The following is a 22696-nucleotide window of genomic DNA, read 5'->3' as shown; positions in this document are numbered from 1 at the left end:
CGGCTGCCCGGGGCGCAGCGTGGAGCAGGCGAGCAGATCAGCGCGAGTAGTACTCGACGACCAGCTGCTCGTTGCAGGTCACGGGGACCTCGACACGCTTCGGGCGGCGGACGAGCTCGGCGCGCAGCTTCTCGATCTGGACCTCGAGGTAGGCCGGCACGTTGGGCAGCACGTCGCGGTGGGCGCCCGCGGCGGCCACCTGGAACGGCACGGTCGCCTGGGAGCGGGGCTTGACCTGCATGACCTGGCCCGGCTTGACCCGGAAGGACGGGCGGTCGACGAGCTTGCCGTCGACCATGATGTGGCGGTGCACGACCGCCTGGCGAGCCTGAGCGATCGTGCGGGCGAAACCGGAACGCAGCACGAGGGCGTCGAGACGCATCTCCAGGAGCTCGACGAGCGACTCACCGGTCAGGGCCTGCTCACGACGGGCCTCGTCGAAGACGCGCTGCAGCTGGGCCTCCCGAAGGCCGTACTGGGCGCGCAGACGCTGCTTCTCCTTGAGACGAACGGCGTAGTCCGACTCGGTGCGCCGGCGTGCACGGCCGTGCTCGCCGGGCCCGTACGGGCGCTTCTCGAAGTACTTGACGGCCTTGGGGGTCAGGGCGATACCCAGGGACCGGGAAAGACGCACCTGGCGGCGCGTGCGGGAGATTGCCATGCGGGAAACTTCCTGTCGTTGTTCGGGAACGTCACACCGCTCCGGGAACGGGCGGCGTGGGGTCGACCGTGTGGCCAGGACCCCAGGTGGCTGCCGGGACCATGACGGTTCCGCGCAGCCGGACAATGCTAGCACCGGCGCTCAGGTGCCGGGGTCGAGGAGCTCGCGGATCCGTTCCAGCCGGGATGTGATCTCCCGCTCATGGCCGTGCGTGGTGGGGGTGTAGTACCGCGTGCCGACGAGGTCGTCCGGGGCGTACTGCTGTGCGGCGATGCCGTGCGGCGCGTCGTGGGCGTAGGCGTAGCCCACTCCGTGCCCCATCCCCTCGGCGCCCGGGTAGTGCGAGTCGCGCAGGTGCGGGGGTACCGGCCCGACCTTGCCGGCGCGCACGTCCGCGATGGCAGCGTCCAGCGCCTTGTACGAACCGTTCGACTTCGGCGCGGTGGCGACGTGCACGACGGCCTGGCCGAGGATGATCCGTGCTTCGGGCATCCCGATGAGTGCGACGGCCTGGGCCGCCGCGACGGCGGTCTGGAGCGCCGTCGGGTCGGCCATCCCCACCTCCTCCGCGGCCGCGATGACGATGCGGCGGGCGATGAACCGCGGGTCCTCGCCCGCGACCACCATCCGCGCGAGGTAGTGCAGGGCGGCGTCGACGTCGGAGCCACGCATCGACTTGATGAACGCCGAGATGACGTCGTAGTGCTGGTCGCCCGCGCGGTCGTAGCGCACGGCGGCGACGTCGATGGCGCGCTCGACGGCCTGAAGGGTGATCGCCTGGTCCCCCGCCGCGTCGGCCGAGCCGGCGGCCGCCTCGAGGATGGTCAGGGCCTTGCGGGCGTCGGCCCCGGCGAGACGGACCAGGTGGTCCTCGGCGTCGTCGTCGAGGGTGAGGGCGCCGTCCAGCCCGCGAGCGTCGGTCTGGGCGCGGCGGACCAGCTCTCGCACGTGAGCCTCGGTGAGCGGCCGGAGCGTGAGCATCAGCGACCGGGACAGCAGCGGCGAGATGACCGAGAAGCTCGGGTTCTCGGTGGTCGCCGCGACGAGTGTCACCCACCGGTTCTCCACGGCCGGGAGCAGGGCGTCCTGCTGGGTCTTGGAGAAGCGGTGGACCTCGTCGATGAAGAGCACCGTCTCCTCCCCCGAGGTGACGAGGCGGCGCCTGGCGTCGTCGATGACCGTGCGGACGTCCTTGACGCCCGCGGTCACGGCCGACAGCTCGGTGAAGCGCCGCCCCGACGTGTGGGCGACGAGGTACCCGAGGGTCGTCTTGCCGGTCCCCGGCGGCCCCCACAGCACGACGGACGCGGCCGAGATCCCCTGCCTGCGGCCCGCAGGCGCCGGCTCGACCAGCCGCCGCAGCGGGCTGCCGGGCTCGAGCAGGTGCTCCTGCCCTAGGACCTCGTCCAGGGACGCCGGGCGCATGCGTACGGCCAGAGGCGACGACGCACGGGCGGCGGGCACACCGGCGTCGTCCGAGCCGGCAGCGTCGAACAGATCCACCCGTACAGGCTATGGGGCGCGACGGTGCGAGACTGACGCGCGTGTTCGAGGTCCTCGGTCGCCTGGTCGCTCGCCGTCCCCGCTTCGTCGTCGCCACCTGGGCCGTGCTCGCCGTCCTCTGCGGTGTCACGGCGCTGACGGGTCTCGGCGGCGACGGGCTCTTTGCTCGCCTGCAGGCCGGCGCCCCGGCGGTGGCCGGGTCGGAGAGCGCGGCCGGGCAGGAGATCCTCGACGAGCAGGGGCCCCGGTCCGAGCAGGTCACCCTGGCCGTCGAGAACGTCGACCTCGACGGCGGCAGGCAGCGGTGGGCGGCCCTCGCCGAGGAGCTCGACCCGGTCCGCGCCGATCTCGTCGAGGCGGACGGCGTCGAGTCCGTGGTGTCCCCGTTCACCTTTCCGGAGATGCTCGACGACCCGGCCGCCGAGGCTCTGGTCTCCACCGAGCGCGACGGGTTCCTCGTCGTGGTGACGCTCGAGGCCGGCGCGAGCGAGGAGGTCCACGACACGGTCGTCGAGATCCTGCGTGACGTCCCGGGCGCGTTGGCGCCCGAGGCGCCGGGAGCCGGCGGGGTCGTCGGGTCCGGGACGCTGGTCGCCGACGCGATCGTCGGCCAGATGGAGGAGGACCTCGTCACCGGGGAGGCCGTCGCACTTCCGGTCGCGCTGGTCATCATGGTCGTCGTCTTCGGCGGCTTCCTCGCCGCGGGCCTGCCGCTCCTCGGCTCGCTCGTCTCGATCGTCGGTGGCCTCGGCATCCTGCTGGGGCTGTCGTACGTGATCGATCTGGACTCGGTGGTGGTCAACGTCATCACCCTGATGAGCCTGGCGCTGTCCATCGACTACGGGCTGCTGGTCGTCTCCCGGTACCGCGAGGAGCTGCACCGCCTGGGCACGCCGGCGGTGGGCGGCGCGACGGCGGACGGCGCCGGCGGCGGACGACGGCGACGCGGCCGTGGCCGCGACCCCGTCCTGCTCGAGGCGGTTCGGGCCACGATCGCCAGCGCGGGCCGGACCGTGACGTTCTCGGCACTCACCGTGGCGCTGGCGGTGACCGGGCTGCTGCTCATGCGGCCCGAGATGCTGCGGGCCATCGCCGCGGCCGGTATCGCCGCCGTGCTCCTCGCGGTGGCGTGCGCGGTGACGCTCGTGCCCGCGGTTCTCGTGCTGCTCGGTGACCGCATGACGCGCCCCTCCGCCCTGTCTCGCGTTCCCGGGATGCGGGGCCTCGTCCGGGGTCTCGGCGACGTCTCCCCGCGCGACGGGGCCTTCTCCCGACTCGCCCGCGGCGTGCAGCGGCGTCCCTGGCTGGTCATGCTCGGCTCGTTCGCGCTGCTGGTCCTTCTCGCCTCCCCGGTGACGGGTCTGAGCATGCGCAGCTCGATGGCCCAGATGCTGCCCGCGGGGAGCGAGCAGCGTGAGTTCACCGAGGTCATGTCCGCGGAGTACCCGCTGGCCCGCTCGCCCGAGATCTATGCCGTTGCCGGGACGGGCACGGATGACCTCGATGCATGGGCGGACGAGGTGGCAGACCTCCCCGGCGTGGAGCGCGTCGGGGAGCCCGCCGAGGCCGGTGACCGCCAGGCCGGTGATCACGCGGTGCTGCCGGTCTTCGTCTCCGGCGGCGACGCGTCCGGCGAGGAGGCGGTCGCCGTCGTCGAGGATCTGCGTGCCATGGAACCGGGGTTCGAGACGTGGGTGACCGGCCAGGCGGCCGTGCAGACGGACTTCAACCAGGCGCTGCTGGACGGGCTGCCGCTCGCGGGCGCCGTGGTGGTCGCCGCGATCTTCGTGCTGCTCTTCCTGATGACGGGCTCGCTGCTGGTCCCGCTCAAGGGCTTGCTGGTGAACTCGCTGTCGCTGATCGCCTCGCTCGGGGTGACGGTCTGGGTGTTCCAGGAGGGCCATCTCAGCGGGCTGCTGGGCTTCGACCCGGTGGCGGGCCTGGAGTCCTATGTGGTCGCGGTCGTGGTGGCGTTCGGCTTCGGCCTGGCGATGGACTACGAGGTGTTCCTGCTGGCGCGGATCAAGGAGTACTGGGACGCCGGAGCCGGCAACGACGCGGCCGTGGAGCACGGTCTGCAGCGCTCCGGCCGCATCATCACCTCGGCCGCCGTCATCATGATCGCCGTCTTCGGGGGCTTCGTCGCGGGCGATCTCGTGGTCATCAAGCAGGTCGGCCTCGCGCTGGCGGTGACGGTCCTGGTCGACGCCACGGTGGTTCGGATGCTCCTCGTGCCGGCGACCATGACCCTGCTGGGCCGATGGAACTGGTGGGCGCCGGCCCCGCTGCGGCGGTTGTACGCCCGGCTGGGCGTCGTGCACTGAGCCGGCTGGGCGTCGTGCACTGAGCCGGCTGGGCGCGGCCTGCGGGACCGGTCAGCCGCCGAACAGGTTCGAGAGGCCGCCGCTGGAGCTCTGGTTCCCGTTGGACTGGTGGCCGCCCTCGACGACCGACTCGGCGGGCTGGACCAGGACGTATCCCTGACCGCCGAAAGCCATCTGGAGCATCTCCCCGGTGCCGCCACGCACCAACGACTTCAGGCCGCCGGTGTCCACCCGGACGTCCATGCTCACGCCCGCCGTCCAGAGCACGACGGCCTGCGCGTCGGCGAACGTGGGCGAGCCCGCGACGTCCAGAGCGATCGGGTCGCCCTTCGTGGTCACGGCCACGTAGCCGGTGCCCTGCAGCGACACGTTGTACATTCCGCCGGTCATCGCGCCACCACGGGCCTGGATGCGATGGATGTCCCAGTTGATCGAGGAGGAGAAGGCGAGGACGTTGTTGCCGTTGACGGAGATGGAGTCGTTCTCCAGGTATATGACCTGGACCTCGCTGGCGTTGTCGGCGACGAAGACCTCGCCCTGGCCGGAGCACTGCATCAGCTCGACACCCTCACCGGTGACCGCCGACTTCACCATCCTGCTCAAGCCGCCGGAGCCCTTGTTCTCGAAGCGCACGTCGCCCTGGTAGGCCACCATCGAGCCGCTCTTCGCCCATACGGGGCCGTAACCCATCTGAATCTTCAGCAACTTCTTGTTCTGGAGCGTGAAGGGGTCCTGAGACCGGGTCTCCTGGAAGTCGCTGAACAGTGAGCCGTGGACGGCCATGTGTGGTCTCCTTCTGGTATTCACGGCGGGCGGTGGCCCGGGTCACTTGGACCTTATCGATGCGCTTGCCGGCGTGAGTACTGTTCGGAACCGGAAGTTGGCGGGCGTCACGGGGCGCGACCGAGGGAGATGTTCGACATGGGTTTTCTCGACAAGGCCAAAGCCGCGGCGAACGACCTGGCGGCGAAGGCGGACACCGCGATGGCGGGGTCCGGCCTGAATACACCGGGAGCGCCAGCCGGTGGTGGTGACGCCGAACGGTACTTCCGGGATCTGGGCGTGCTCGCCTATCTCGAGGAGAGCGGGCGCCCCGTGCCCCCGGGCGAGCGTGAGCGGATCCTGGCGGCGCTGCGGGACCTGGACTCGCGCGGTGCGGTCCGGTCCTTCTCGCTGCACACGGCGCCCCCGCCGGCACCGGGAGCGCCCGGTGCGCCGAGCTCGCCGGCTGCGCCGGCCGGTCAGACCGTCCCCCCGCCGCCCGGCTCCACGCAGCCCCGGGGCGAGGCGCAGTCGCAAGCCCACGCGCAGTCCCAAGCCCCCACGCAGTCCCAAGCCCACCCGCAGTCCCAGCCGGCGGAGCAGTCGCAGGCACAGCAACAGGCACAGCAACAGCGCCCCGGCCCCGCGCGCGACGAGCATGCTTCGCCACCACCACCGTCCTGGATGACGCAGAAGGGCCAGGGCTGAGCTGCCTGCGCGAGACAGCGAGCGGCCGCCGCCGGCCTGAGGCTTAACCTTCGACGGTGGCCCTGCTGCTCGACCTCACTCCGCTGCGGGTCGATGCCCGCTACCGGCGGCTGTGGACAGGGTTCACGCTCTCGGGCGTCGGGACGCAGCTGGCGACGACGACCATCGGCCTGCAGGTCTACGACATCACCGGCTCGTCCTTCTCGGTCGGCCTGGTCGGCATCTTCGCGCTGGTGCCGCTCGTCGCGCTCGGTCTGTACGGCGGTGCCCTGGTGGACGCGCACGATCGCCGCACCGTCGCGCTGGTCGCCGGACTCTTCCTCTGGGTGACGGCGATCCTGAACACGGTGCAGGCGGCGTTGGGCAACACCAACGAGTGGGTGCTTTACGGGCTCGTGGCGCTGTCGAGCGCCGGGTTCGCCGTCGTGAGCCCCGCCCGCTCCGCGATCTACCCCCGGCTGCTGCCTGTTCGGCTGCTGCCCGCGGCGAACGCCCTGAGCGTCGTCGGGATGAACGTCGCCATGACGGTCGGCCCGCTCTGCGCAGGGTTCCTCGTCGACCTCTACGGCTACACCGTCACCTACGGCCTCGACGCGGTGTTGTTCGTCGCCGCCCTGTGGGGCATTTTCCGGCTGCCCCCGATCCCGCCGGAGGTCGATGCCGCGACCGCGCGGCGCCGGGTACCGGGACTCTCGAGCGTCGTCGAAGGGCTGCGGTTCCTGTCGACGCGCCCGAACGTCCGGATGACCTTTCTGGCCGACTTCTGCGCCATGATCCTCGCCCATCCCCGGGCGCTGTTCCCCGCTGTCGCGGTGCTGGCGTTCGGTGGTGGCGCCGCGACGGTGGGGATCATGTCGGCCGCGATCGCGGTCGGCGCGATGGTCGCGATGCTCCTGTCCGGACCGCTCGGCGGTGTGGTCCACCAGGGCCGCGCGGTGGTGGTGTCGGTCGTCGGCTGGGGCGGTGCGGTCGTCGGGTTCGGCGCCGCGGTCCTCGCCGCCGGCAACGTGCTCCACCCGACCGTCGCTCTGTGGGTGGCGGCCGCGTGCCTGGCCGCGGCCGGTGCGGCCGACTCCGTCTCGTCCGTGTTCCGCACCACGATCCTGCAGGCGGCGACCCCCGACCACCTGAGGGGGCGTCTGCAGGGTGTTTTCGTCGTCGTGGTGGCCGGCGGCCCACGGCTGGGCGACACCGTCTCCGGGTCCGTGGCGACGCTGCTCACCGAGGGCACGGCCGTGGTGGCCGGCGGGCTGGCGTGCGTCGTGGCGGTGGTGCTGCTTGCTCGCTGGCAGCGCGGCTTCCTCGCCTACGACTCGCGTCACCCGGTCCCGTGAGCGGCCTGCGCGGACGGTTCACGCCGAGGTCCCGCGCCGAGTGCAGCGCCAAGGCGCTAGCACCCGCACCGCTGAGGACCGCTACTCGAAGCGCGAGGTGTCACCGCTGCCGGTGCGCATGACCTCCGGTGCGCCGGACGTCAGGTCCACCACCGTCGTCGGCTCCGTCGAGTCGACCTCGCTGTCGACGATGACGTCGAGGAGATGGTCGATCTCGTCCTTGACCACCCATCCCTCCGAGAGCGGCTCCTCCTGTCCCGGGAGGATGAGGGTCGAGGACAGCAGCGGCTCCCCCAGCTCGGCCAGCAGCGCCTGGGTGGTCCGGTGGGCGGGGATCCGGACGCCCACCGTGTGCTTCTTCGGGTGCAGCAGCCGCCGTGGCACCTCCGGCGTGGCGGGCAGGATGAAGGTGTACGGCCCCGGGGTCAGCGACTTCACGAGCCGGAACACCGCGTTGTCGACGTGGACGAACTGCCCGAGCTGCGAGAAGTCCCGGCAGACGAGGGTGAAGTGGTGCTTCGCGTCGAGACGCCGCAGGGTGCGGATCCGGTCCAGCCCGGCCTTGTTGCCGAGCGCGCACCCGACGGCGTACCCGGAGTCCGTCGGGTAGGCGATCAGACCGCCGTCTCGGACGGCGTCCACGGCCTGCCCGACGAGTCGCGGCTGCGGGTCTTCGGGATGGATCTCGAGATACCTAGCCATGGACCCAGTGAATCAGTCCGCGGCGTCCGACAGCGCGGCGACGGGCTCGTCGGCGCTGCCGACGGCGTCTGGACCGACCGGACCCGCCTGCTCGGCCAGCTCGCTCTGGTGCTGCATCATCGCGATGACGCGACCCGCGGCCTCGTCGACCCGGGCGCGGTCCAGCGTGCCGTCACGCAGGGCGGCGACCACGCCGGCGTGCGCGGTGGCGTCATCCGCGGGTCCGAGCAGGAGGTCGGCACCCGCCCCGAGGGCGGCCACGGCGATGTCGCCCGGGTCGCCGACCGGTGTCAACGCACCCATGTCGAGACCGTCGGTGACGGCGACACCGGAGAAGCCGAGGTCCTCCCGCAGCCGCCGGTAGGCCTCTGGTGAGACGGACGCGGCGACGCCGGGATCCCACGCGCGAACCTCGATGTGTCCCATCATCACCATCGGCGTGCCGGCCTGGACGGCTGCCTCGAAGGGCGGCAGGTCCTGGGCGGCGATCTGATCCTCGGTGCGCTCCAGGGTCGGCAGTCTCTCGTGGGAGTCGACGCTGAGCGATCCGTGACCCGGGAAGTGCTTGGCGGACGGCAGGACTGCCTCGTCGAGGAATCCGGCCACGGTGGCGCCGACCGTCTCGGCGGCGACGGCGACGGCGGCGTCGGAGCCGGCCGACCGGCCGCCGATCGTGACGTCCTGCCCGGGCACGGTGACGTCGGCGACCGGTGCCCAGTCGGTGTTCACACCGGAGCCGCGCAGCTCGCGTGCCATGGCGGCGTAGGCGTCGCGCACGACGTCGGTGCGGCCGTTCGCGACGGCCTGCCCCGCGACGGCGTACTCGGGGAAGTCCGTCCACGGCCCGGCCGCGGCGTCGAGCCGCTGCACGGTGCCACCCTCGTTGTCGGTGCTGACGAGCGCAGGCCAGTCGCGTCCGCCGTCCGCCTGGGCGCCCTGGACCGCGTCGGTCAGCGTCACGACCTGGTCCAGACCGGTGACGGCGTCGCCCATGAGGATCACGCCGCCGAGGTGGAGCTCCGCCACGTGCTGGGCGACCGCCGAGGGGTCGGGGACGAGAATGGTGGACACGATCACCTGTCCGGCGACCTCCTCCGGCGTCATCTGCGCCGCGATCGCGGTGGCGGAATCGACCTCCTGGGGCGTGGGCCCCCAGGGGTTGGCGAAGTCCGCCGGCTCGGTCGGGGTCGGCGCCGGCCTCGGCGTGGGAGACCGGGATGGTGCCGCGCTCGCCTCGCCCGTGCCCGTGCCCGTGCCCGTGCCGGTGGCGGACGGCGTCGCCGAGGGCTCCGCCGTCGGCCCGGGTACGGACGGCGTGCACGCCGCCAGCGTGGTGGCGGCGAGCGTGGCGAGCGCGAGCGGGAGGAGCCGTCGGGTCATCGCGTGACGGCGGCCGCCTGACGCTCACCGGGGCTGTCGGCGCGCTGGTCCGTCGACGCGGCCTCCTTGTCCTTCGGCGCGGCGTCCACACCGGTCTCCTTGCGCTGCTGCGGCGTGATCGGCGCGGGCGCCTCGGTCAGCGGGTCGTAGCCGCCGCCCGACTTCGGGAACGCGATGACCTCGCGGATCGAGTCAGAGCCGGTGAGCAGCGCCACGATCCGGTCCCAGCCGAAGGCGATGCCGCCGTGCGGCGGCGCGCCGTACTGGAACGCGTCGAGAAGAAACCCGAACTTCTCCTGCGCCTCCTGCGGCCCGATACCCATGACGGCGAACACCCGTTCCTGGATCTCGCGCTGGTGGATACGGACCGAGCCACCACCGATCTCGTTGCCGTTGCAGACGATGTCGTAGGCGTTCGATAGCGCCTCGGCGGGGTTCTCGTCGAAGCGGTCCAGCCACTGCGGGGTGGGCGCGGTGAAGGCGTGGTGCACGGCCGTCCAGGCGCTGTGCCCGAGGTCGACGTCGTCGTCCTCTCCGGTCGGCTTGAACATCGGCGCGTCCACGACCCACACGAAGGACCATGCGTTCTCGTCGAGCAGGCCGACACGCTGGGCGATCTCCAGCCGGGCTGCTCCGAGCAGCGCACGGGAGGCGGCGGGGTTGCCCGCGGCGAAGAAGACGCAGTCCCCGGGGTTCGCGCCGGCCGCGGCGGCGAGGCCGTCCCGCTCGGCGTCGGAGAGGTTCTTGGCGACCGGACCGGCCAGCGTGCCGTCTTCGGCGACCGTGACGTAGGCGAGGCCCTTGGCGCCGCGCTGCTTCGCCCACTCCTGCCAGGCGTCGAAGGTGCGCCGCGGCTGCGAGGCGCCACCGGGCATGACGACGGCACCGACGTAGGGCGCCTGGAAGACCCGGAACGGGGTCTCGGCGAAGTACTCGGTGAGCTCGGTGAGCTCGAGACCGAACCGGAGGTCGGGCTTGTCGGTGCCGTACTTCTCCATGGCCTCGCGGTACGTGATGCGCGGGATGGGGCGCGGGATCTCGTAGCCGATGAGGCGCCACAGCTCACCGAGGACCTCCTCGGAGAGCTCGATGACATCGTCGTGGTCCACGAAGCTCATCTCGACGTCGAGCTGGGTGAACTCCGGCTGCCGGTCCGCGCGGAAGTCCTCGTCGCGGTAGCAGCGGGCGATCTGGTAGTACTTCTCCATCCCGGCCACCATGAGGAGCTGCTTGAACAGCTGGGGCGACTGCGGGAGCGCGTACCAGCTTCCCGGGGATAGCCGCGCCGGGACGAGGAAGTCACGCGCACCCTCTGGGGTAGACCTGGTCAGCGTGGGCGTCTCGATCTCGACGAAGTCGTGCGAGTCCAGCACCCGGCGCGCGGCCTGGTTGACCTTGGCGCGCAGCCGGATCGCCTCGCCCGGTGCCTGGCGGCGCAGGTCGAGGTAGCGGTGGCGCAGGCGCGCCTCCTCGCCGACCTGGCCGGAGTCCTCGGCGTGCTCGGAGACCTGGAACGGCAGGGGCGCGGCGGCGTTGAGCACGGCCACGTCGGACGCCACGACCTCGATGGCGCCCGTGGGCAGGCTCGGGTTGGCGTTGCCCTCCGGGCGGCGTGCGACCTCTCCGGCGACCTGGAGGACGTACTCGGCTCGCAGCTCGTGCGCCACGTCCTCGTCGCGGACCACCACCTGGGCGATTCCCGAGGCGTCCCGCAGGTCGATGAACGCCACACCGCCGTGATCACGCCGGCGGTCCACCCAGCCGGCGAGGGTGACGGTCTGTCCGATGTCGCTGGCGCGCAGCGAACCTGCGGGGTGTGTGCGGAGCACGGGAGTCCTTCCGGGTTGCGGAGCGCACCGCGAGACGGGCGGGCGCTGCCGACGATCTTAGTTGCCGACGCCGTCCTGCCGGCGTACGCGCTGTACTGCCCGCGTACGCGCTGTACTGCCGGCGTACGCGGGCGCTGGTGGGCAAGGTCACGAAGTCTCCACCGCCCCGTCGAGCCTGGCCGCCCGTAGACTGGTACCTCCTGGAGTGCACGTCCCCGCACCAGGCCCTCCGCGGAAGTTGCGCATGTCGGGCCCACGAGCGGACCGGTGTTTCGCAGACCTGCGTCGCCACCGACACTCCGCCTCGTGAGATGAGATTCCCTGTGACCGCTGTGTCAACCATGCCCGCCGCTCCGACCGCCGAGCCGACCACCCACGTCGCCGAACCGGCCGCCGCGACCGTTGCGCCGACCGTTGCGCCGACCGAGGTGCCCGCCACGTTCGCGAACCTTGGCCTTCCCGACGACCTGCTCGCCGCCGTCCAAGAGCTCGGTTTCACCATCCCGACCGACATCCAGACCGAGGCGATCCCCACGCTGCTGTCCGGCCGTGACGTCGTCGGCATCGCTCAGACCGGCACCGGTAAGACCGCCGCGTTCGGACTTCCGCTGCTGGCGGCCGTCGACCCGGGCCAGCGCAAGGTGCAGGCGCTCGTGCTCACACCGACTCGTGAGCTCGCCGTTCAGGTCTCGGAGGCCATCGCCTCCTTCGCCACCCGCACCGGCCTGCGTGTGCTGCCCGTCTACGGCGGCTCGAGCTACGTGCCCCAGCTGCGAGGGCTGCGCGACGGTGCACAGGTCGTCGTCGGCACGCCCGGCCGCGTCATGGATCTCCTCGAGCGCGGCAGCCTCGACCTGCGTGCCATGAAGTTCTTCGTCCTCGACGAGGCCGACGAGATGCTGCGCATGGGCTTCGCGGAGGACGTCGAGACCATCGCGTCGCACGTGCCCGACGACCGGCGCACGGCGCTGTTCTCCGCCACGATGCCGACAGCCATCCGTCGCGTGGCCGACACGCACCTGAACAACCCGGTCCGGGTCACCGTCTCCCGGCCGGCCTCGACCGTCGCGACGGTTCACCAGACCTTCGCCGTCGTGCCGTTCCAGCACAAGGTCGGGGCGCTCTCCCGCGTCCTCGCCACCACCGACGCCGACGCTGCGCTCGTGTTCGTGCGTACCAAGGCGGCCGTCGAGGACGTCTCGAGCGAGCTCGCCGCGCGCGGCGTGTCCGCGGCCGGTCTGTCCGGTGACGTCCCGCAGAAGGAGCGTGAGAAGCTCATCGGCCGGCTCCGTGCCGGCACCCTCGACGTCCTCGTCGCCACGGACGTCGCGGCGCGCGGGCTCGATGTCGACCGCATCGGTCTGGTCGTGAACTTCGACGTGCCCCGTGAGGCGGATGCCTACGTCCACCGCATCGGGCGCACCGGCCGAGCGGGCCGCAGCGGCAAGGCGCTGCTGTTCCTGACGCCGCGTGAGCGTGGACGCCTCGCCCAGATCGAGCGACTCACCGGCTCGCGGCTCGAAGAGATCACGGTCCCGACGCCGGCCGACGTTTCCGCGCACAAGGCGCGTGTACTGATCGAGCAGCTCGAGACCCGCCGGAAGGCCGGTCGGCTCGACATGTACCGCGACGTCCTGCGCGCGCACCTGGAGGAGACGGGCAACGACCTCGAGGAGGTCGCTGCCACGCTGGTGGCCCTGGCGGTCGGGGACGAGGGGCCGCGTCGCAACGACGACGGACGCCGCGTGCGCCACGAGGAGACGCTCGACGGCGATGGATCGTTCGTCGCAGCCCGTTTCGACGAAGGCTCATCGGCTCGCCGCGGATCCGGGGAGCGCGGCGGTCGCCGTCCCGTCGGCGGAGGCAACCGCTACCGCGTCGAGGTCGGCCACAAGGACGGCGTCCAGCCGGGTGCCATCGTCGGTGCCATCACTGGCGAGGGCGGCCTGAACGGCTCCGAGCTCGGGAAGATCGACATCTACCCCAGCTTCTCGCTCGTGGAGATCTCGGGCGACCTGAGTCCCGAGGTGAGCGCACGTATCGGTGCCGCCAAGGTCGCCGGCCGTCGCCTGAAGATCCGTCCGGACTCGGGCCCGCGTGCCTCGCGCCCAGCCCACGGCGCCCAGGCGCGCCGGCCCAAGGCTCGCAAGGCCTGACGCACAACACTCGTCACGACGGAACCCGGTCAGCGGTGCGCTGGCCGGGTTCTGTCATGTGCGAGACCGGTGAGACCGGCGGCGCCCTCTCGGCTGAACAGGGCGTTCCGGTCAGAACGGCGGTTCGTCCTCCCACAGGTCGTCCGGCGTCTCGGCGAGAGGGTCGCCCTGACCGGTCTGGTCGGCGTCTCGGCGCTGCTGGCCATCACCGGCGGTCGCCGTCCGGCTGGGTCCCTCGTAGTCACCGGGACGCTCCTCGTCGGGCAGGTCGACGGCGATGAGGGTGATGGTGCCGTCGCGCTCGCGGCGGTAGGTGTGGCCGGTCGCCGTCGTCCAGAGGAAGATGCCCGGTTTGGGCTGCCTCACCCGCATGGCACCCACCGTCTTGAGCAGGTGGTCGCGTCCGCACAACGGTTTGTTGTTGCCCGGTCCGGTCTCGCCACCAGCGGACCAGGCGATCGTATGGTCGATCTCGCAGTCCTCGGCCGGCACGGTGCAACCAGGCCGCGCGCAGGTGCGGTCACGGGCGCGTACGAGGTCCTGCAACGCCTGCGGCGGTCGGTAGCGCCGGCGCCCGAGCTCGATCGGGACATTCGTGATCGGGTCGGTCAGCATGCGCCGCAGCACGCCGCCGGCAGCCAGCGCCTGTGCCTCGACGTCGTCGATCGGGCCGTATCCCGCGAGGACTGCTACCTCTTGGGAAGCGGCATCCAGGATCGCGGCCAGCTCGGAAGGAGATTCGCGGGTGCCGATGCCGGGCAGGTCGCTCGTGCTTTCGATCGCCTCATCGCTAGCTCGTTGGGCCGACCGGTCGTTCTGCCGCTCTGCTGACGGACTGCTCCCCTGCCGAACGGTTGCGCCTTCTCGCTGCCCGGCGGGCACACTCGTCCCCCGGTCCGCCGGCACACGCCCGATGTGCCCTGGCGAGTCGGTCTCCGTGGGCAGAGTCGTCCCGACGAAGGATGCGGCCCCTTGCTGCTGGCCGTTGTCCGCCGCCACATCGCCGGGTTCCGCGTCCTTGTGCGGCGGGACCAGCACCCGGAACGGCACGGTGACGCGAATCTGCGGCTTCGGTACGCCGAGGCGTTCTGACGGGTCGCGCAGGAGCCGCATCAGCAGAGGTGAGATCACCGCAACGTCGGGGACCACGCCCGGCGGAACGTCGATGGTCTGCCCGTTGCCGCCGTCATCGGCGGTGCGACCGGCCCCTGTGTCGCTCTCCGCCGGAGCCTGACCGCCGCCGTCCGGTTGGGGTCCGCTATCCGTGTCATGCGGCTGCGGGCGACTGTGTCGCTCCCACCACTGCGGCGCCGCGGGCGACTCCCCCGTTTCCGAAGCGTCAGTCCCGACTTCTGTGCGGGCAGGATGCTCGGCGTGCGCCCCACCCTCGCCATGGCGGGCAGGGGCGTCCTCCGAGCCGGTACCGCACTCAGCCGTGGCAGCGGGGTTGTCGTCCAGGCTCGCACTGATGGCGTCCCAACAGGCACTGTCAGTCTCCATCTCCGCGTGGTGACCGGTGCGTCCGGTGTGGATGGCGGCCCGGGTGAGCGCCACGAGGGTGTCGGCCCTGAGCTGGTCGGTGCTGCGCACGTCACCGCCACTGTGGGCGGCGTGGGCAACGGCGTCCAACGTCTTGTCGACCAGCACACAGTCGCCGGCGGGCAGCACCGCTGTGATCGAGCCCATGCCGTCGGGCAGCACGCGCGTGCGCTCCACCCTCCGGCGCGACCTGGCGCGAGTGTGGCGGAGCCGGGCGTCTTCCGGATCGACCGATACGAGGGAGTCATGGAGATCGGTCTCGATCTGGCCGCGGGTCCGTCCGTCGGCGCGGTCGAGCACATCGTGCTCGACCGTCCACGCCACCGGGGCAGACGAGCCGTCCAGGGTCGTCACGATCGTCTCCGCCTTGCGGTAGTCGATGGCACCGGCGGCCAGGGCGGCGCCGGTCTCGCTGAACCGGTCACCAAGGCCTGCTCCGACGCGAACCATCCGACTGGCCTCGCGGCGGGACACGGCGAGTCGCATCGCGATCTCCTCGCCTGCGGCGTGGAACTTGCGCCCGTTGGTCGGATGGCGATGAATCTGTGACGTGGCTGCCAGCTGGGCCGCTGCCTGAGCCGCCTGCCCGGCGAACTGGGACTCCAACCTCTTGAAGGCGGCCATCACCTCCACCAGGGCTGCCCGTCCCAGCTGCGTCATGTCGACTCCGGCCAGCGCTGCGGCAAGCTCGGGACCAGCAGGCATGGAAGCCAGGGCGACCAGGCCGACGCCGAAGGAGGCGGACACCTGATCGTCGTGGGCCTTGCCCACCAGCTCGCCGTACTCACCACGGAGCACGCGCGAGAACGCCGTCGCGTCGAAGCCGGCCTCATCACAGTCGCCAGCTTGGGGCGACTCTCGACGGACCATGGTGAGAACGGCGGGTGCGGATCCATCGGGCACCTCGGCCGCGAACTCGTCAGCCAACGGGTCGACCGGCAGCTTGTCGGGAGCGTACGCGGCGCCGTCCTCGTCCGGTGCGATGCCCCCGAACAGGTCTGCCAACACCTCGTCGGCCCACGGATCACCCGCGTCGGCGCGCTCGACCACTCCACGTATACCCATCCGAGCGACGTCGGCGGCTCGCGCCATCCGCATCTCCGCGTCCAGGCGCCGCACCAGCGCGCGCTCGTGCTCGCACGGACCGAACGGGTCCGTGCAGCACTCGGGCGGCTGCGGCGCGGGGTCGGTGGCCATGAATCGAATATACGTTCGACCACCGACACGGCGGTCGGCGGCTGAGGCCCCTGTGGACCGACGGGCCATGGAGTGCGGATGTGGGGCATCCGGTCCTGTCAGCCGACCTCGCAGACTCGCAGCGACGAGCGACGTCCCAGGCCACGTCTTGCCCCCAGCTGACCCCTACCGGAACGTGTGGTCCGCGAGTTCGAGGCGGCTGTGTCCTCCGCCATCGATGTCACGTCTGACCAAGCACCCGCAACGCCCGCTCCAGCGCCGCACCGGACGACGTCGTGTCCACCTCGGTGGACGGGCCGTCTCGGGCCCTGTCCCACGGTTCCCACCGGGCGGCTCTGACCTCGGGCCAGGTCGGCACGTGCTGGCCGGCGAGGTCGGGTCGCCGTTGCGTGACCCGTCGCTCGTGCTCCCGGTCGTCCGGCAGGTGCGTGACCAGCACGGTGACCTCCGCGCCCGCAGCGGCGGCGGTCACCACCCAGGAGCCACGCGCCTCCGGAACCGGGCAGACGGCGTCCACGACGACGTCGCGCCCGAGCCGGAGATTCGCCTCGGCCAGCTCGTGCACGACGGCGTAGCCCGCCACCCCCGGGTCGTGACCCTGGACCCGTCGTAGCGCCGCCTCGACCGCATCGACCCGCAGATACATAGCGCCCAGCCGCTCGCTCAGCGCCCGGGCGAGTGTCGTCTTCCCGGTCCCGGGTCTACCCACCACCACGATCAGCCGTGCCACCTCGCCGGACACATCGCCACCCCGAGCCGTCACGTCGAGCTCACCCGCCCTGGCCAGCCAGCCTTCGACCGTCGGTCCGTCAACCGGCCAGCGCCGTGACGATCCGCCGGAACGTCGCGAACTCGTCGAGCTGCCGCTCAAGCGGCGCCACCACCTGTGCGCGGACCGTCTCGTCGACCTCGGCGCGGAGCCGCCTGTCCACCCGACGAGCACGCCGCCGTGCCCCCGCCCGTGCGAGCAGACCGCCGACGAGGGCGAGCACGAGCCCGATGATCAAGCCCCCGACCAGCAACGAAGTCGGCCACGGCACCGGGCCGGCCATCGGCGTGGCGGGTTCGGGCATCTGCAGGTACGCGAGCATCGCGAGCGTGCCGAGCCAGGCGCCGCCGGCGAGCGCCGCCGCGAAGAACAGTCCCTGCAGCACCCCGAAGAGCGACCACCACGCCGGTCTGCGCGTCTGCTCGAGCTCCGTGCCCGCGATGCGTTGGTCGAGCGAGTCCACCAGCGAGGGGATCCGCCCCTCGACGTCCAGGAGGACGTCGTCGCGCCACGTGCCGGGCAGATGCGTCGTCGCGGACGCCACGAGCGAGTGCGCGGCCGACCGCACGGCGGCTTCCTGCACCGGCGTGGGCCCCGGTAGCGACGTCCTCGCGAGGGCCGCCTCCGAGGAGCCGACCTTGTCGAGGTGCAGACGGCGGATGGGATCAGGACGCAGCCGTGCGAGCCAGCGCACGGGTGGCCAGCCGACGCGACGGCGAGCGGCCCGCACGTACGCGCCCCGGACGGCCTCGCGCACGGCATCCACACCGGCAGCCTCGGCAGCGGTCGCGGACAGGCGGCGCGCGGGCCGCTCCCCCACGGTGGTGGGCGGCTCCTCGCCGTCGCCCTCGAGCTCCGCCGTGCGAAGCAGGTCCGCGGCGGTGGTTCGCACGTCCGCCGCGAGTCGGAGCCGGGTGGCCCGGGTCGACGCGGTCACGGTCTTGATGCGTTCGCGGAGCAGGTCCAGGCCTTCACCGGTGCGCGCGGAGACCGGCAGCACGGGCACGTCGTGAAGGCCGTCGCGAGCGAGCAGCCGGTCGAGGTCGAGGAGGACACCGTCGCGTTCGTCCGCAGCGAGCGTGTCGACCTGGTTGAGGACCACCAGGGTGACCTCGGCGTGCGCGGACATCCGCGTCAGGTAGTCGCGGTGCACGATGGCGTCGGCGTACTTCTGCGGGTCCAGGACCCAGACGAGCACATCGACCGAACCCGCCATCCGGGTGGCGACCTGCCGGTGCTCCCGGGCCGTCGAGTCGATGTCCGGCAGGTCGAGCAGCACCAGGCCGGCCAGCTCGCCGTCGGCCCGGCCGCTGCCGGGACCTCCCCGGCCGTCGGCACCTCCGGGGCCGCCGGGGCCTCCGGGCCCGCCGGTGGTCCGCTCCGGCACCCCGAGCCAGTCGAGGAGCTCGGTGGCGTCGGCGGTGTCCCCGTCGTCCCCGGACGCCCACACGGCCGCCAGCGGACGAGTCGTCGTCGGCCGCCTCGCCGCCATCGGGGCGACGTCCCGGCCGACGAGCGCGTTGAACAGCGTGGACTTGCCGGACCCGGTCGCGCCGAGCAGGGCGACGACGGTCCTGCCTGCGGCGAGATTCTGCCGTTCCGCCGCACGCCGGACGAGCGTCTGCGCCTTCTCGACGGCCGGTGCGGGCAGGTGCCCCGCGGCTATCTCGGCCGCCGACCCGAGCTTGTCGAGATCAACGGGCAGCGTGGCGGCGTCGTCCGCACGACGGCGGTGCAGGACCCTCACAGGCCGGCCTCCGACCGGCGTGCCGCGCTGACGGCGGTCACGGCGCCTCGGATCCGGTCGGCCGCAGACGGGTCGATCCTCGTGTCGGCCAGTGCTCGGCGGTACGCGTCCGCCTGGTCGGCCAGCAGCCGGCCGGCCCGGCCGTGCAGGTCGCGGCGTGCGGCGGCGGCCATTCGCCGCACGGCCTCGTCGCCGAAGACGGCCTCGAGCAGCTTCTGCGCCACGACGGCGGTGCCTCCGGCGATCGCGATCTCGGCACCCGTCAGTCCCGCGGTCGAGGCGAACATGACGACCATCAGCGCGATGCCGAGCCCGTTGACGCCGAAGGACAGCACGCGCGCCGTGAGCCGCTTGTCGGACCCCTCGCTGCGCACCATCGCGAGCAGGTCGTCCTGCCAGCCGCGCACCTGGTCGGCGCTGCTCGCGGCGAGGCTCTGCTCGTCGGGCAGTGCCCTCGTGGCGGCATCGAGCACCTCGCGGGCGCCGGGCTCGCGTCGCCACGAATGGTCCACCTCGGCGGCGGCCCGCTCGCTCTCGGCCACGAGCAGTATCTGCAGCCCGGTGCCGATCGCGACCTCGACCTCGTCCACGGGTGCCGGCCGGCCGCGGAAGAAGCTCCCCACCCTGTCCCTGAGCCGGCCCACGTGGGCCTCGACCGACCGGAAGAACTCGCCCGTGCCGACGAACTCCTGCCACCGCGCGAGCACCTCGCCACGCAGCATCGCGCCGTCTGCCGTGGCCGTCATGATCCGCTGGTGCGCAGCCGCATAGGCCTCGTCCACGTGACCGGCGAGCCGCACCATCGCGACGGTCTGGTGCTGAGCGCCGTCGGCGACGAGCATCGATCGCCCGAGCGCGGCGTCGACGGCCCCGCCGAGCGTCTGGCGGGCGACGGCGGCCCGGGAGCCGGCGTCGGCGGCGATGCCGTGCAACCATCCGAGCAGGGCGGAGACGTCCTGCGAGGGCAGCAGACCGTCGTCGCCGAGCTCTGTCTCGCCGACCACGAACAGCGGGGCTCGGCCAAGGCCCTCCTCCTCCAACCGGGCCGACAGGTCCTGTCGGACCTCTGCCGAGACTCCCGCCGGGACCCGGTCGAGGACGACGGCGACGACGATGCGGCGCTCGGCCGCGTCGGTGAGCAGCGCCCACGGCACGGCGTCGCCGTACCGGGCCGCGGTGGTCACGAAGACCCACAGATCGGCGGCGGCCAGCAGCTGATTCGCGAGCTGGCGGTTGTCGGCGACCACGGAGTCGATGTCCGGAGCGTCGAGCAGCGCCAGGCCGGCCGGCAGCGCCGTCGAGGTGCGCAGCTCGAGCTCGCGCGCCGCCGTCTCGTCACCCGCCGGCGGGGTGGGCGGCGCCCCGGGCGCGACGGTGACGCGTGCTAGTCCGGGAAGTATCCGGTCGTCGCTGAACCAGGCGGCGTCGTCCGGGTGATGCACCAGCAACGGGCGGCGGGTGGTCGGCCGGATCGCGGACGCCGCGGTCACCTTCTCTCGCAGCAACGCGTTGACGAGCGTGGACTTGCCCGCACCGGTGGAGCCGCCGACGACGGCCAGCAGCGGAGCCTCCAGCTGGAGGTACCGCGGGATGACGTAGTCGGACAGCTGGTCCAGGACCTCCCGGCGGTCGGCGCGCGCGTGGGCCGCGTCCTCGACGTCGAGCGGCAGGTTGAGCCCTTCGAGGACGTCGCGCAGCTCGCCCAGCGCCCCGAGCACGGCACGCGCGGCGTCGCCGGTGCCGGCGGGCAGGCTCATCGCGGTTCGTCCTGGCCCAGCACACGGGGCCACAGGTCGGCCGCGGGCGGCTGCCAGGTCTCGGCGTCGGCCGGCGCCTGGTCGCCGGAACGGATGTCCTTGACCTCGCCGGCGGGGTGCTCTCCCGGGAACCAGACGAACGGGATGCCGCGCCGGTCCGCGTAGCGGATCTGCTTGCCGAACTTGGCGGCGGTCGGGGCGACATCGGTGGGAATGCCACGTGCCCGAAGGGAGCGCGCGACCCGGTCCGAGGAAGCCCGGTCGGCCTCGTCCGCCACGGCGACGAGCACCGCCGTCGGGACAGGTCTGCTCGCCGTGGCCAGGCCCCTGCCGAGGACGCGGGTGAGCAACCGGGAGACGCCGATGGACAGGCCGACACCCGGGTAGGTGCGCTTGCCGTCGGAGGCCAACGAGTCGTATCGGCCGCCGGAGCAGATCGAGCCCAGGTTCTCGTGACCGACGAGCGTGGTCTCGTAGACGGTGCCGGTGTAGTAGTCGAGGCCGCGGGCGATGCTCATGTCGGCGACGACGGTGCCCGGCGAGGCCTGCTGCGCCGCCTCGAGCAGACGGACGAGCTCGTCCAAGCCCTCGTCGAGCAGCTCGGAACGGGCGCCGAGCGCGCGCACGCGGTCCGCCACCGACGGGTCGTCGCCCTTGATGGCGGCGAGCTCGAGCGCGGCGCGTGCCTGGTCGGCGGTGGCGCCGGCCTCGGTCTGCAGGGACTCGACAACGGCGTCGGACCCGATCTTGTCGAGCTTGTCGATCACCCGCAGCGCAGCCTCGACGTCGGCCAGACCGATCGCCTCGTAGAAGCCCTGGGCCACCTTGCGGTTGTTGACCGAGATCAGCACGGGCGGGATGGGCAACGCAGCCAGCGCCTCCGCCATGACGAGCGGCAGCTCGGCCTCGAAGTGGAACGGCAGGGTGTCGGCGCCGACGACGTCGATGTCGGCCTGCGTGAACTCGCGGAAACGCCCGTCCTGGGGTCGCTCACCGCGCCAAACCTTCTGGATCTGGTAGCGCTTGAACGGGAAGGCGAGCTGCCCGGCATTCTCGAGGACGTACCGCGCGAACGGCACCGTCAGGTCGAAGTGCAGACCCAGCCCGTCCTCGGTGCCCGACGCGTCCGGTTCCGCTCGCTCGTCCTGCAGACGGCGCAGCACGTAGACCTCCTTGGAGGTCTCGCCCTTGCGCTCCAGCTGGGAGAGCGGCTCGACGGCGCGAGTCTCGATCCCGGCGAACCCGTGCAGCTCGAAGGTGCGCCGCAGCGAGTCCAGGACGTGCTGCTCGACGACGCGACCGTCGGGCAGCCACTCGGGGAATCCGGACAAGGATGACGCACGTGCCATGGCGCTGATCTTCGCATCCCGTCTCGCCCCTCGGCGATTCCGCCCACCGGGCGGGTCGTCGGGTGCTCAGCAGGCGGCTCGTCCGGCGGCATCGGCGGCAGGCCGCGCCTCAGCGCCCGCGTCCCGTGGCGGCCCGCACGTGCGGGTTGTTCGCGATCTCCCGGCTCAGGACGGTAGCCGGTCCGTGGCCCGGCAGCAGGATGGTCGTGGGCGGGAGCGAGGAGGCCAGGGTGCGCAGCGTCGACGTCATCTCCTTCTCGTCGCCGCCGGGAAGGTCGGTGCGCCCCACGGAGCCAGCGAAGATGACGTCGCCGCACAGGGCGACGAGACCGCCCTCGACGCTCACGTCGTCGCCGACCGGGAGGACGTCGTCCGTGACGCTGCGCGGAACGTCGCCGCCGAGGAGCAGAATCGTGCTGCCCTCCGTGTGTCCGGGCGCAGGGACGGCACGGATCCCGACGCCGGGCACCAGCTCCGCTCCCCCACCGGTGAGGACCTCGGCCGGAAGCTGGCGTACGTCGTCGGGGCGCTTCCAGTCCTCGGCGGCGAGCTCGGTGAACAGGGTGGCCAGGGGCTCGCCGAGGGCGAGGGCGGGATCGGCAAGCCGGTAGCTGTCCGGACCCGCGATGTACACGGGCGCACTGCCGGCGACGGCAGCCGCGTCCCAGACGTGGTCGGCGTGGCCGTGGGTCAGTGCCACGGCGCCGACGCGAAGATCGTGCTCGGCGAGGACGCGACGGACCTCGGGAGCGGTTCCCGAACCGGGGTCGACGACCAGCGCCTCGGTCCCCTCGCGGGCCGCGACGACGTAGCAGTTTTCCTCGAGCACGGGCGTCGTGGTTCGTCGGAGCAGCATGGGTTTCTCCTATGTCAAGCCGCTGCCGCGTAGGTGGGTGCGGCGGCGGTCGACTGGTTGTTCTTCAGGGTGTTGAACACGACTCTTGCGAGTCGGCGTTTCAGGCAGCGCAGGGCCTCAGTC

The 22696-nt window shown here is 72.1% G+C and carries 16 protein-coding genes and 1 pseudogene; 4 read left to right on the top strand and 13 right to left on the bottom strand.

Annotated features, from left to right (window positions below):
* Positions 1–37 precede the first annotated feature (37 nt).
* Together rpsD and ABD907_RS10460 are read right to left on the bottom strand one after the other, a co-directional pair.
* Positions 38–661: a 30S ribosomal protein S4 gene (rpsD, locus tag ABD907_RS10465; RefSeq protein WP_345216201.1), complete on the bottom strand. Its 624-nt coding sequence runs from the start codon at positions 659–661 to the stop codon at positions 38–40.
* A 141-nt stretch (positions 662–802) separates the two neighbouring features.
* On the bottom strand, positions 803–2164 hold the full coding sequence (locus ABD907_RS10460; protein ID WP_345216200.1) for a replication-associated recombination protein A: 1362 nt from the start codon (positions 2162–2164) through the stop codon (positions 803–805).
* A 41-nt stretch (positions 2165–2205) separates the two neighbouring features.
* Here ABD907_RS10460 and ABD907_RS10455 point away from each other — a divergent pair, with 41 nt between their 5' ends.
* Positions 2206–4488 (top strand): MMPL family transporter, encoded by a 2283-nt coding sequence (locus ABD907_RS10455; protein ID WP_345216199.1) that lies wholly within the window; start codon positions 2206–2208, stop codon positions 4486–4488.
* Between the two features lie 51 nt (positions 4489–4539).
* Here ABD907_RS10455 and ABD907_RS10450 read toward each other — a convergent pair whose 3' ends face one another.
* Positions 4540–5271 carry an AIM24 family protein gene (locus tag ABD907_RS10450; protein WP_345216198.1) on the bottom strand — a complete coding sequence of 244 codons (732 nt, stop codon included), beginning with the start codon at positions 5269–5271 and terminating at the stop codon, positions 4540–4542.
* A gap of 138 nt (positions 5272–5409) precedes the next feature.
* Here ABD907_RS10450 and ABD907_RS10445 point away from each other — a divergent pair, with 138 nt between their 5' ends.
* On the top strand, positions 5410–5958 hold the full coding sequence (locus tag ABD907_RS10445) for a hypothetical protein (protein ID WP_345216197.1): 549 nt from the start codon (positions 5410–5412) through the stop codon (positions 5956–5958).
* Between the two features lie 56 nt (positions 5959–6014).
* A complete protein-coding gene (locus ABD907_RS10440) occupies positions 6015–7292 on the top strand; it encodes an MFS transporter (protein WP_345216196.1) in 1278 nt (425 codons plus the stop codon).
* Between the two features lie 81 nt (positions 7293–7373).
* On the opposite strand, the gene ABD907_RS10435 is transcribed toward ABD907_RS10440, so the two are convergent.
* From ABD907_RS10435 to aspS, 3 genes are read right to left on the bottom strand one after another with little or no spacing between them, the layout of a single operon-like run.
* Positions 7374–7994: an L-threonylcarbamoyladenylate synthase gene (locus tag ABD907_RS10435; protein ID WP_345216195.1), complete on the bottom strand. Its 621-nt coding sequence runs from the start codon at positions 7992–7994 to the stop codon at positions 7374–7376.
* Between the two features lie 12 nt (positions 7995–8006).
* Complete coding sequence (locus ABD907_RS10430; RefSeq protein WP_345216194.1) at positions 8007–9374, bottom strand: glycoside hydrolase family 3 N-terminal domain-containing protein; 1368 nt, start codon at positions 9372–9374, stop codon at positions 8007–8009.
* Complete coding sequence (gene aspS / locus ABD907_RS10425; RefSeq protein WP_345216193.1) at positions 9371–11203, bottom strand: aspartate--tRNA ligase; 1833 nt, start codon at positions 11201–11203, stop codon at positions 9371–9373. The genes ABD907_RS10430 and aspS overlap by 4 nt, the downstream gene beginning before the upstream one ends.
* A 311-nt stretch (positions 11204–11514) precedes the next feature.
* On the opposite strand from aspS, the gene ABD907_RS10420 reads away from it, so the two are divergent.
* Positions 11515–13359, top strand: coding sequence for a DEAD/DEAH box helicase (locus tag ABD907_RS10420; RefSeq protein WP_486334074.1), 1845 nt, complete (start codon positions 11515–11517; stop codon positions 13357–13359).
* A 111-nt stretch (positions 13360–13470) separates the two neighbouring features.
* On the opposite strand, the gene ABD907_RS10415 is transcribed toward ABD907_RS10420, so the two are convergent.
* The 7 genes and pseudogenes from ABD907_RS10415 to ABD907_RS21255 all read right to left on the bottom strand — a co-directional run.
* The gene (locus ABD907_RS10415) at positions 13471–16095 is read right to left on the bottom strand and encodes an HNH endonuclease signature motif containing protein (protein ID WP_345216191.1); all 2625 of its coding nucleotides are present in this window, start codon (positions 16093–16095) and stop codon (positions 13471–13473) included.
* A 220-nt stretch (positions 16096–16315) separates the two neighbouring features.
* Positions 16316–16858 (bottom strand): P-loop nucleotide/nucleoside kinase family protein, encoded by a 543-nt coding sequence (locus ABD907_RS10410; RefSeq protein ID WP_345216190.1) that lies wholly within the window; start codon positions 16856–16858, stop codon positions 16316–16318.
* Positions 16859–16904: 46 nt separating this feature from the next.
* On the bottom strand, positions 16905–18611 hold the full coding sequence (locus ABD907_RS10405) for a GTPase (RefSeq protein ID WP_345216189.1): 1707 nt from the start codon (positions 18609–18611) through the stop codon (positions 16905–16907).
* Positions 18608–20368, bottom strand: coding sequence for a dynamin family protein (locus ABD907_RS10400; protein ID WP_345216188.1), 1761 nt, complete (start codon positions 20366–20368; stop codon positions 18608–18610). Before ABD907_RS10400 ends, ABD907_RS10405 begins: the two co-directional genes overlap by 4 nt.
* Positions 20365–21717: a histidine--tRNA ligase gene (gene hisS / locus ABD907_RS10395; protein ID WP_345216187.1), complete on the bottom strand. Its 1353-nt coding sequence runs from the start codon at positions 21715–21717 to the stop codon at positions 20365–20367. The genes ABD907_RS10400 and hisS overlap by 4 nt, the downstream gene beginning before the upstream one ends.
* 109 nt (positions 21718–21826) lie before the next feature.
* On the bottom strand, positions 21827–22573 hold the full coding sequence (locus tag ABD907_RS10390; protein ID WP_345216186.1) for an MBL fold metallo-hydrolase: 747 nt from the start codon (positions 22571–22573) through the stop codon (positions 21827–21829).
* Positions 22574–22587: 14 nt separating this feature from the next.
* A pseudogene (locus ABD907_RS21255) lies at positions 22588–22696 on the bottom strand (IS110 family transposase); the annotation flags it as partial.

This window comes from Georgenia halophila, from assembly GCF_039541595.1.
Note: the sequence above shows the minus strand (reverse complement) of the source record. Positions and strands in the feature narration are given on the sequence as shown.

Bases quoted from the DNA above. Each gene is read 5' to 3' on its own strand.
- hisS (WP_345216187.1), bottom strand. From the start codon at position 21,717: ATGGCACGTGCGTCATCCTTGTCCGGATTCCCCGAGTGGCTGCCCGAC.
- ABD907_RS10450 (WP_345216198.1), bottom strand. From the start codon at position 5,271: ATGGCCGTCCACGGCTCACTGTTCAGCGACTTCCAGGAGACCCGGTCT.
- ABD907_RS10390 (WP_345216186.1), bottom strand. From the start codon at position 22,573: ATGCTGCTCCGACGAACCACGACGCCCGTGCTCGAGGAAAACTGCTAC.
- ABD907_RS10435 (WP_345216195.1), bottom strand. From the start codon at position 7,994: ATGGCTAGGTATCTCGAGATCCATCCCGAAGACCCGCAGCCGCGACTC.
- ABD907_RS10415 (WP_345216191.1), bottom strand. From the start codon at position 16,095: ATGGCCACCGACCCCGCGCCGCAGCCGCCCGAGTGCTGCACGGACCCG.
- ABD907_RS10420 (WP_486334074.1), top strand. From the start codon at position 11,515: ATGAGATTCCCTGTGACCGCTGTGTCAACCATGCCCGCCGCTCCGACC.
- ABD907_RS10430 (WP_345216194.1), bottom strand. From the start codon at position 9,374: ATGACCCGACGGCTCCTCCCGCTCGCGCTCGCCACGCTCGCCGCCACC.
- ABD907_RS10400 (WP_345216188.1), bottom strand. From the start codon at position 20,368: ATGAGCCTGCCCGCCGGCACCGGCGACGCCGCGCGTGCCGTGCTCGGG.
- rpsD (WP_345216201.1), bottom strand. From the start codon at position 661: ATGGCAATCTCCCGCACGCGCCGCCAGGTGCGTCTTTCCCGGTCCCTG.
- ABD907_RS10445 (WP_345216197.1), top strand. From the start codon at position 5,410: ATGGGTTTTCTCGACAAGGCCAAAGCCGCGGCGAACGACCTGGCGGCG.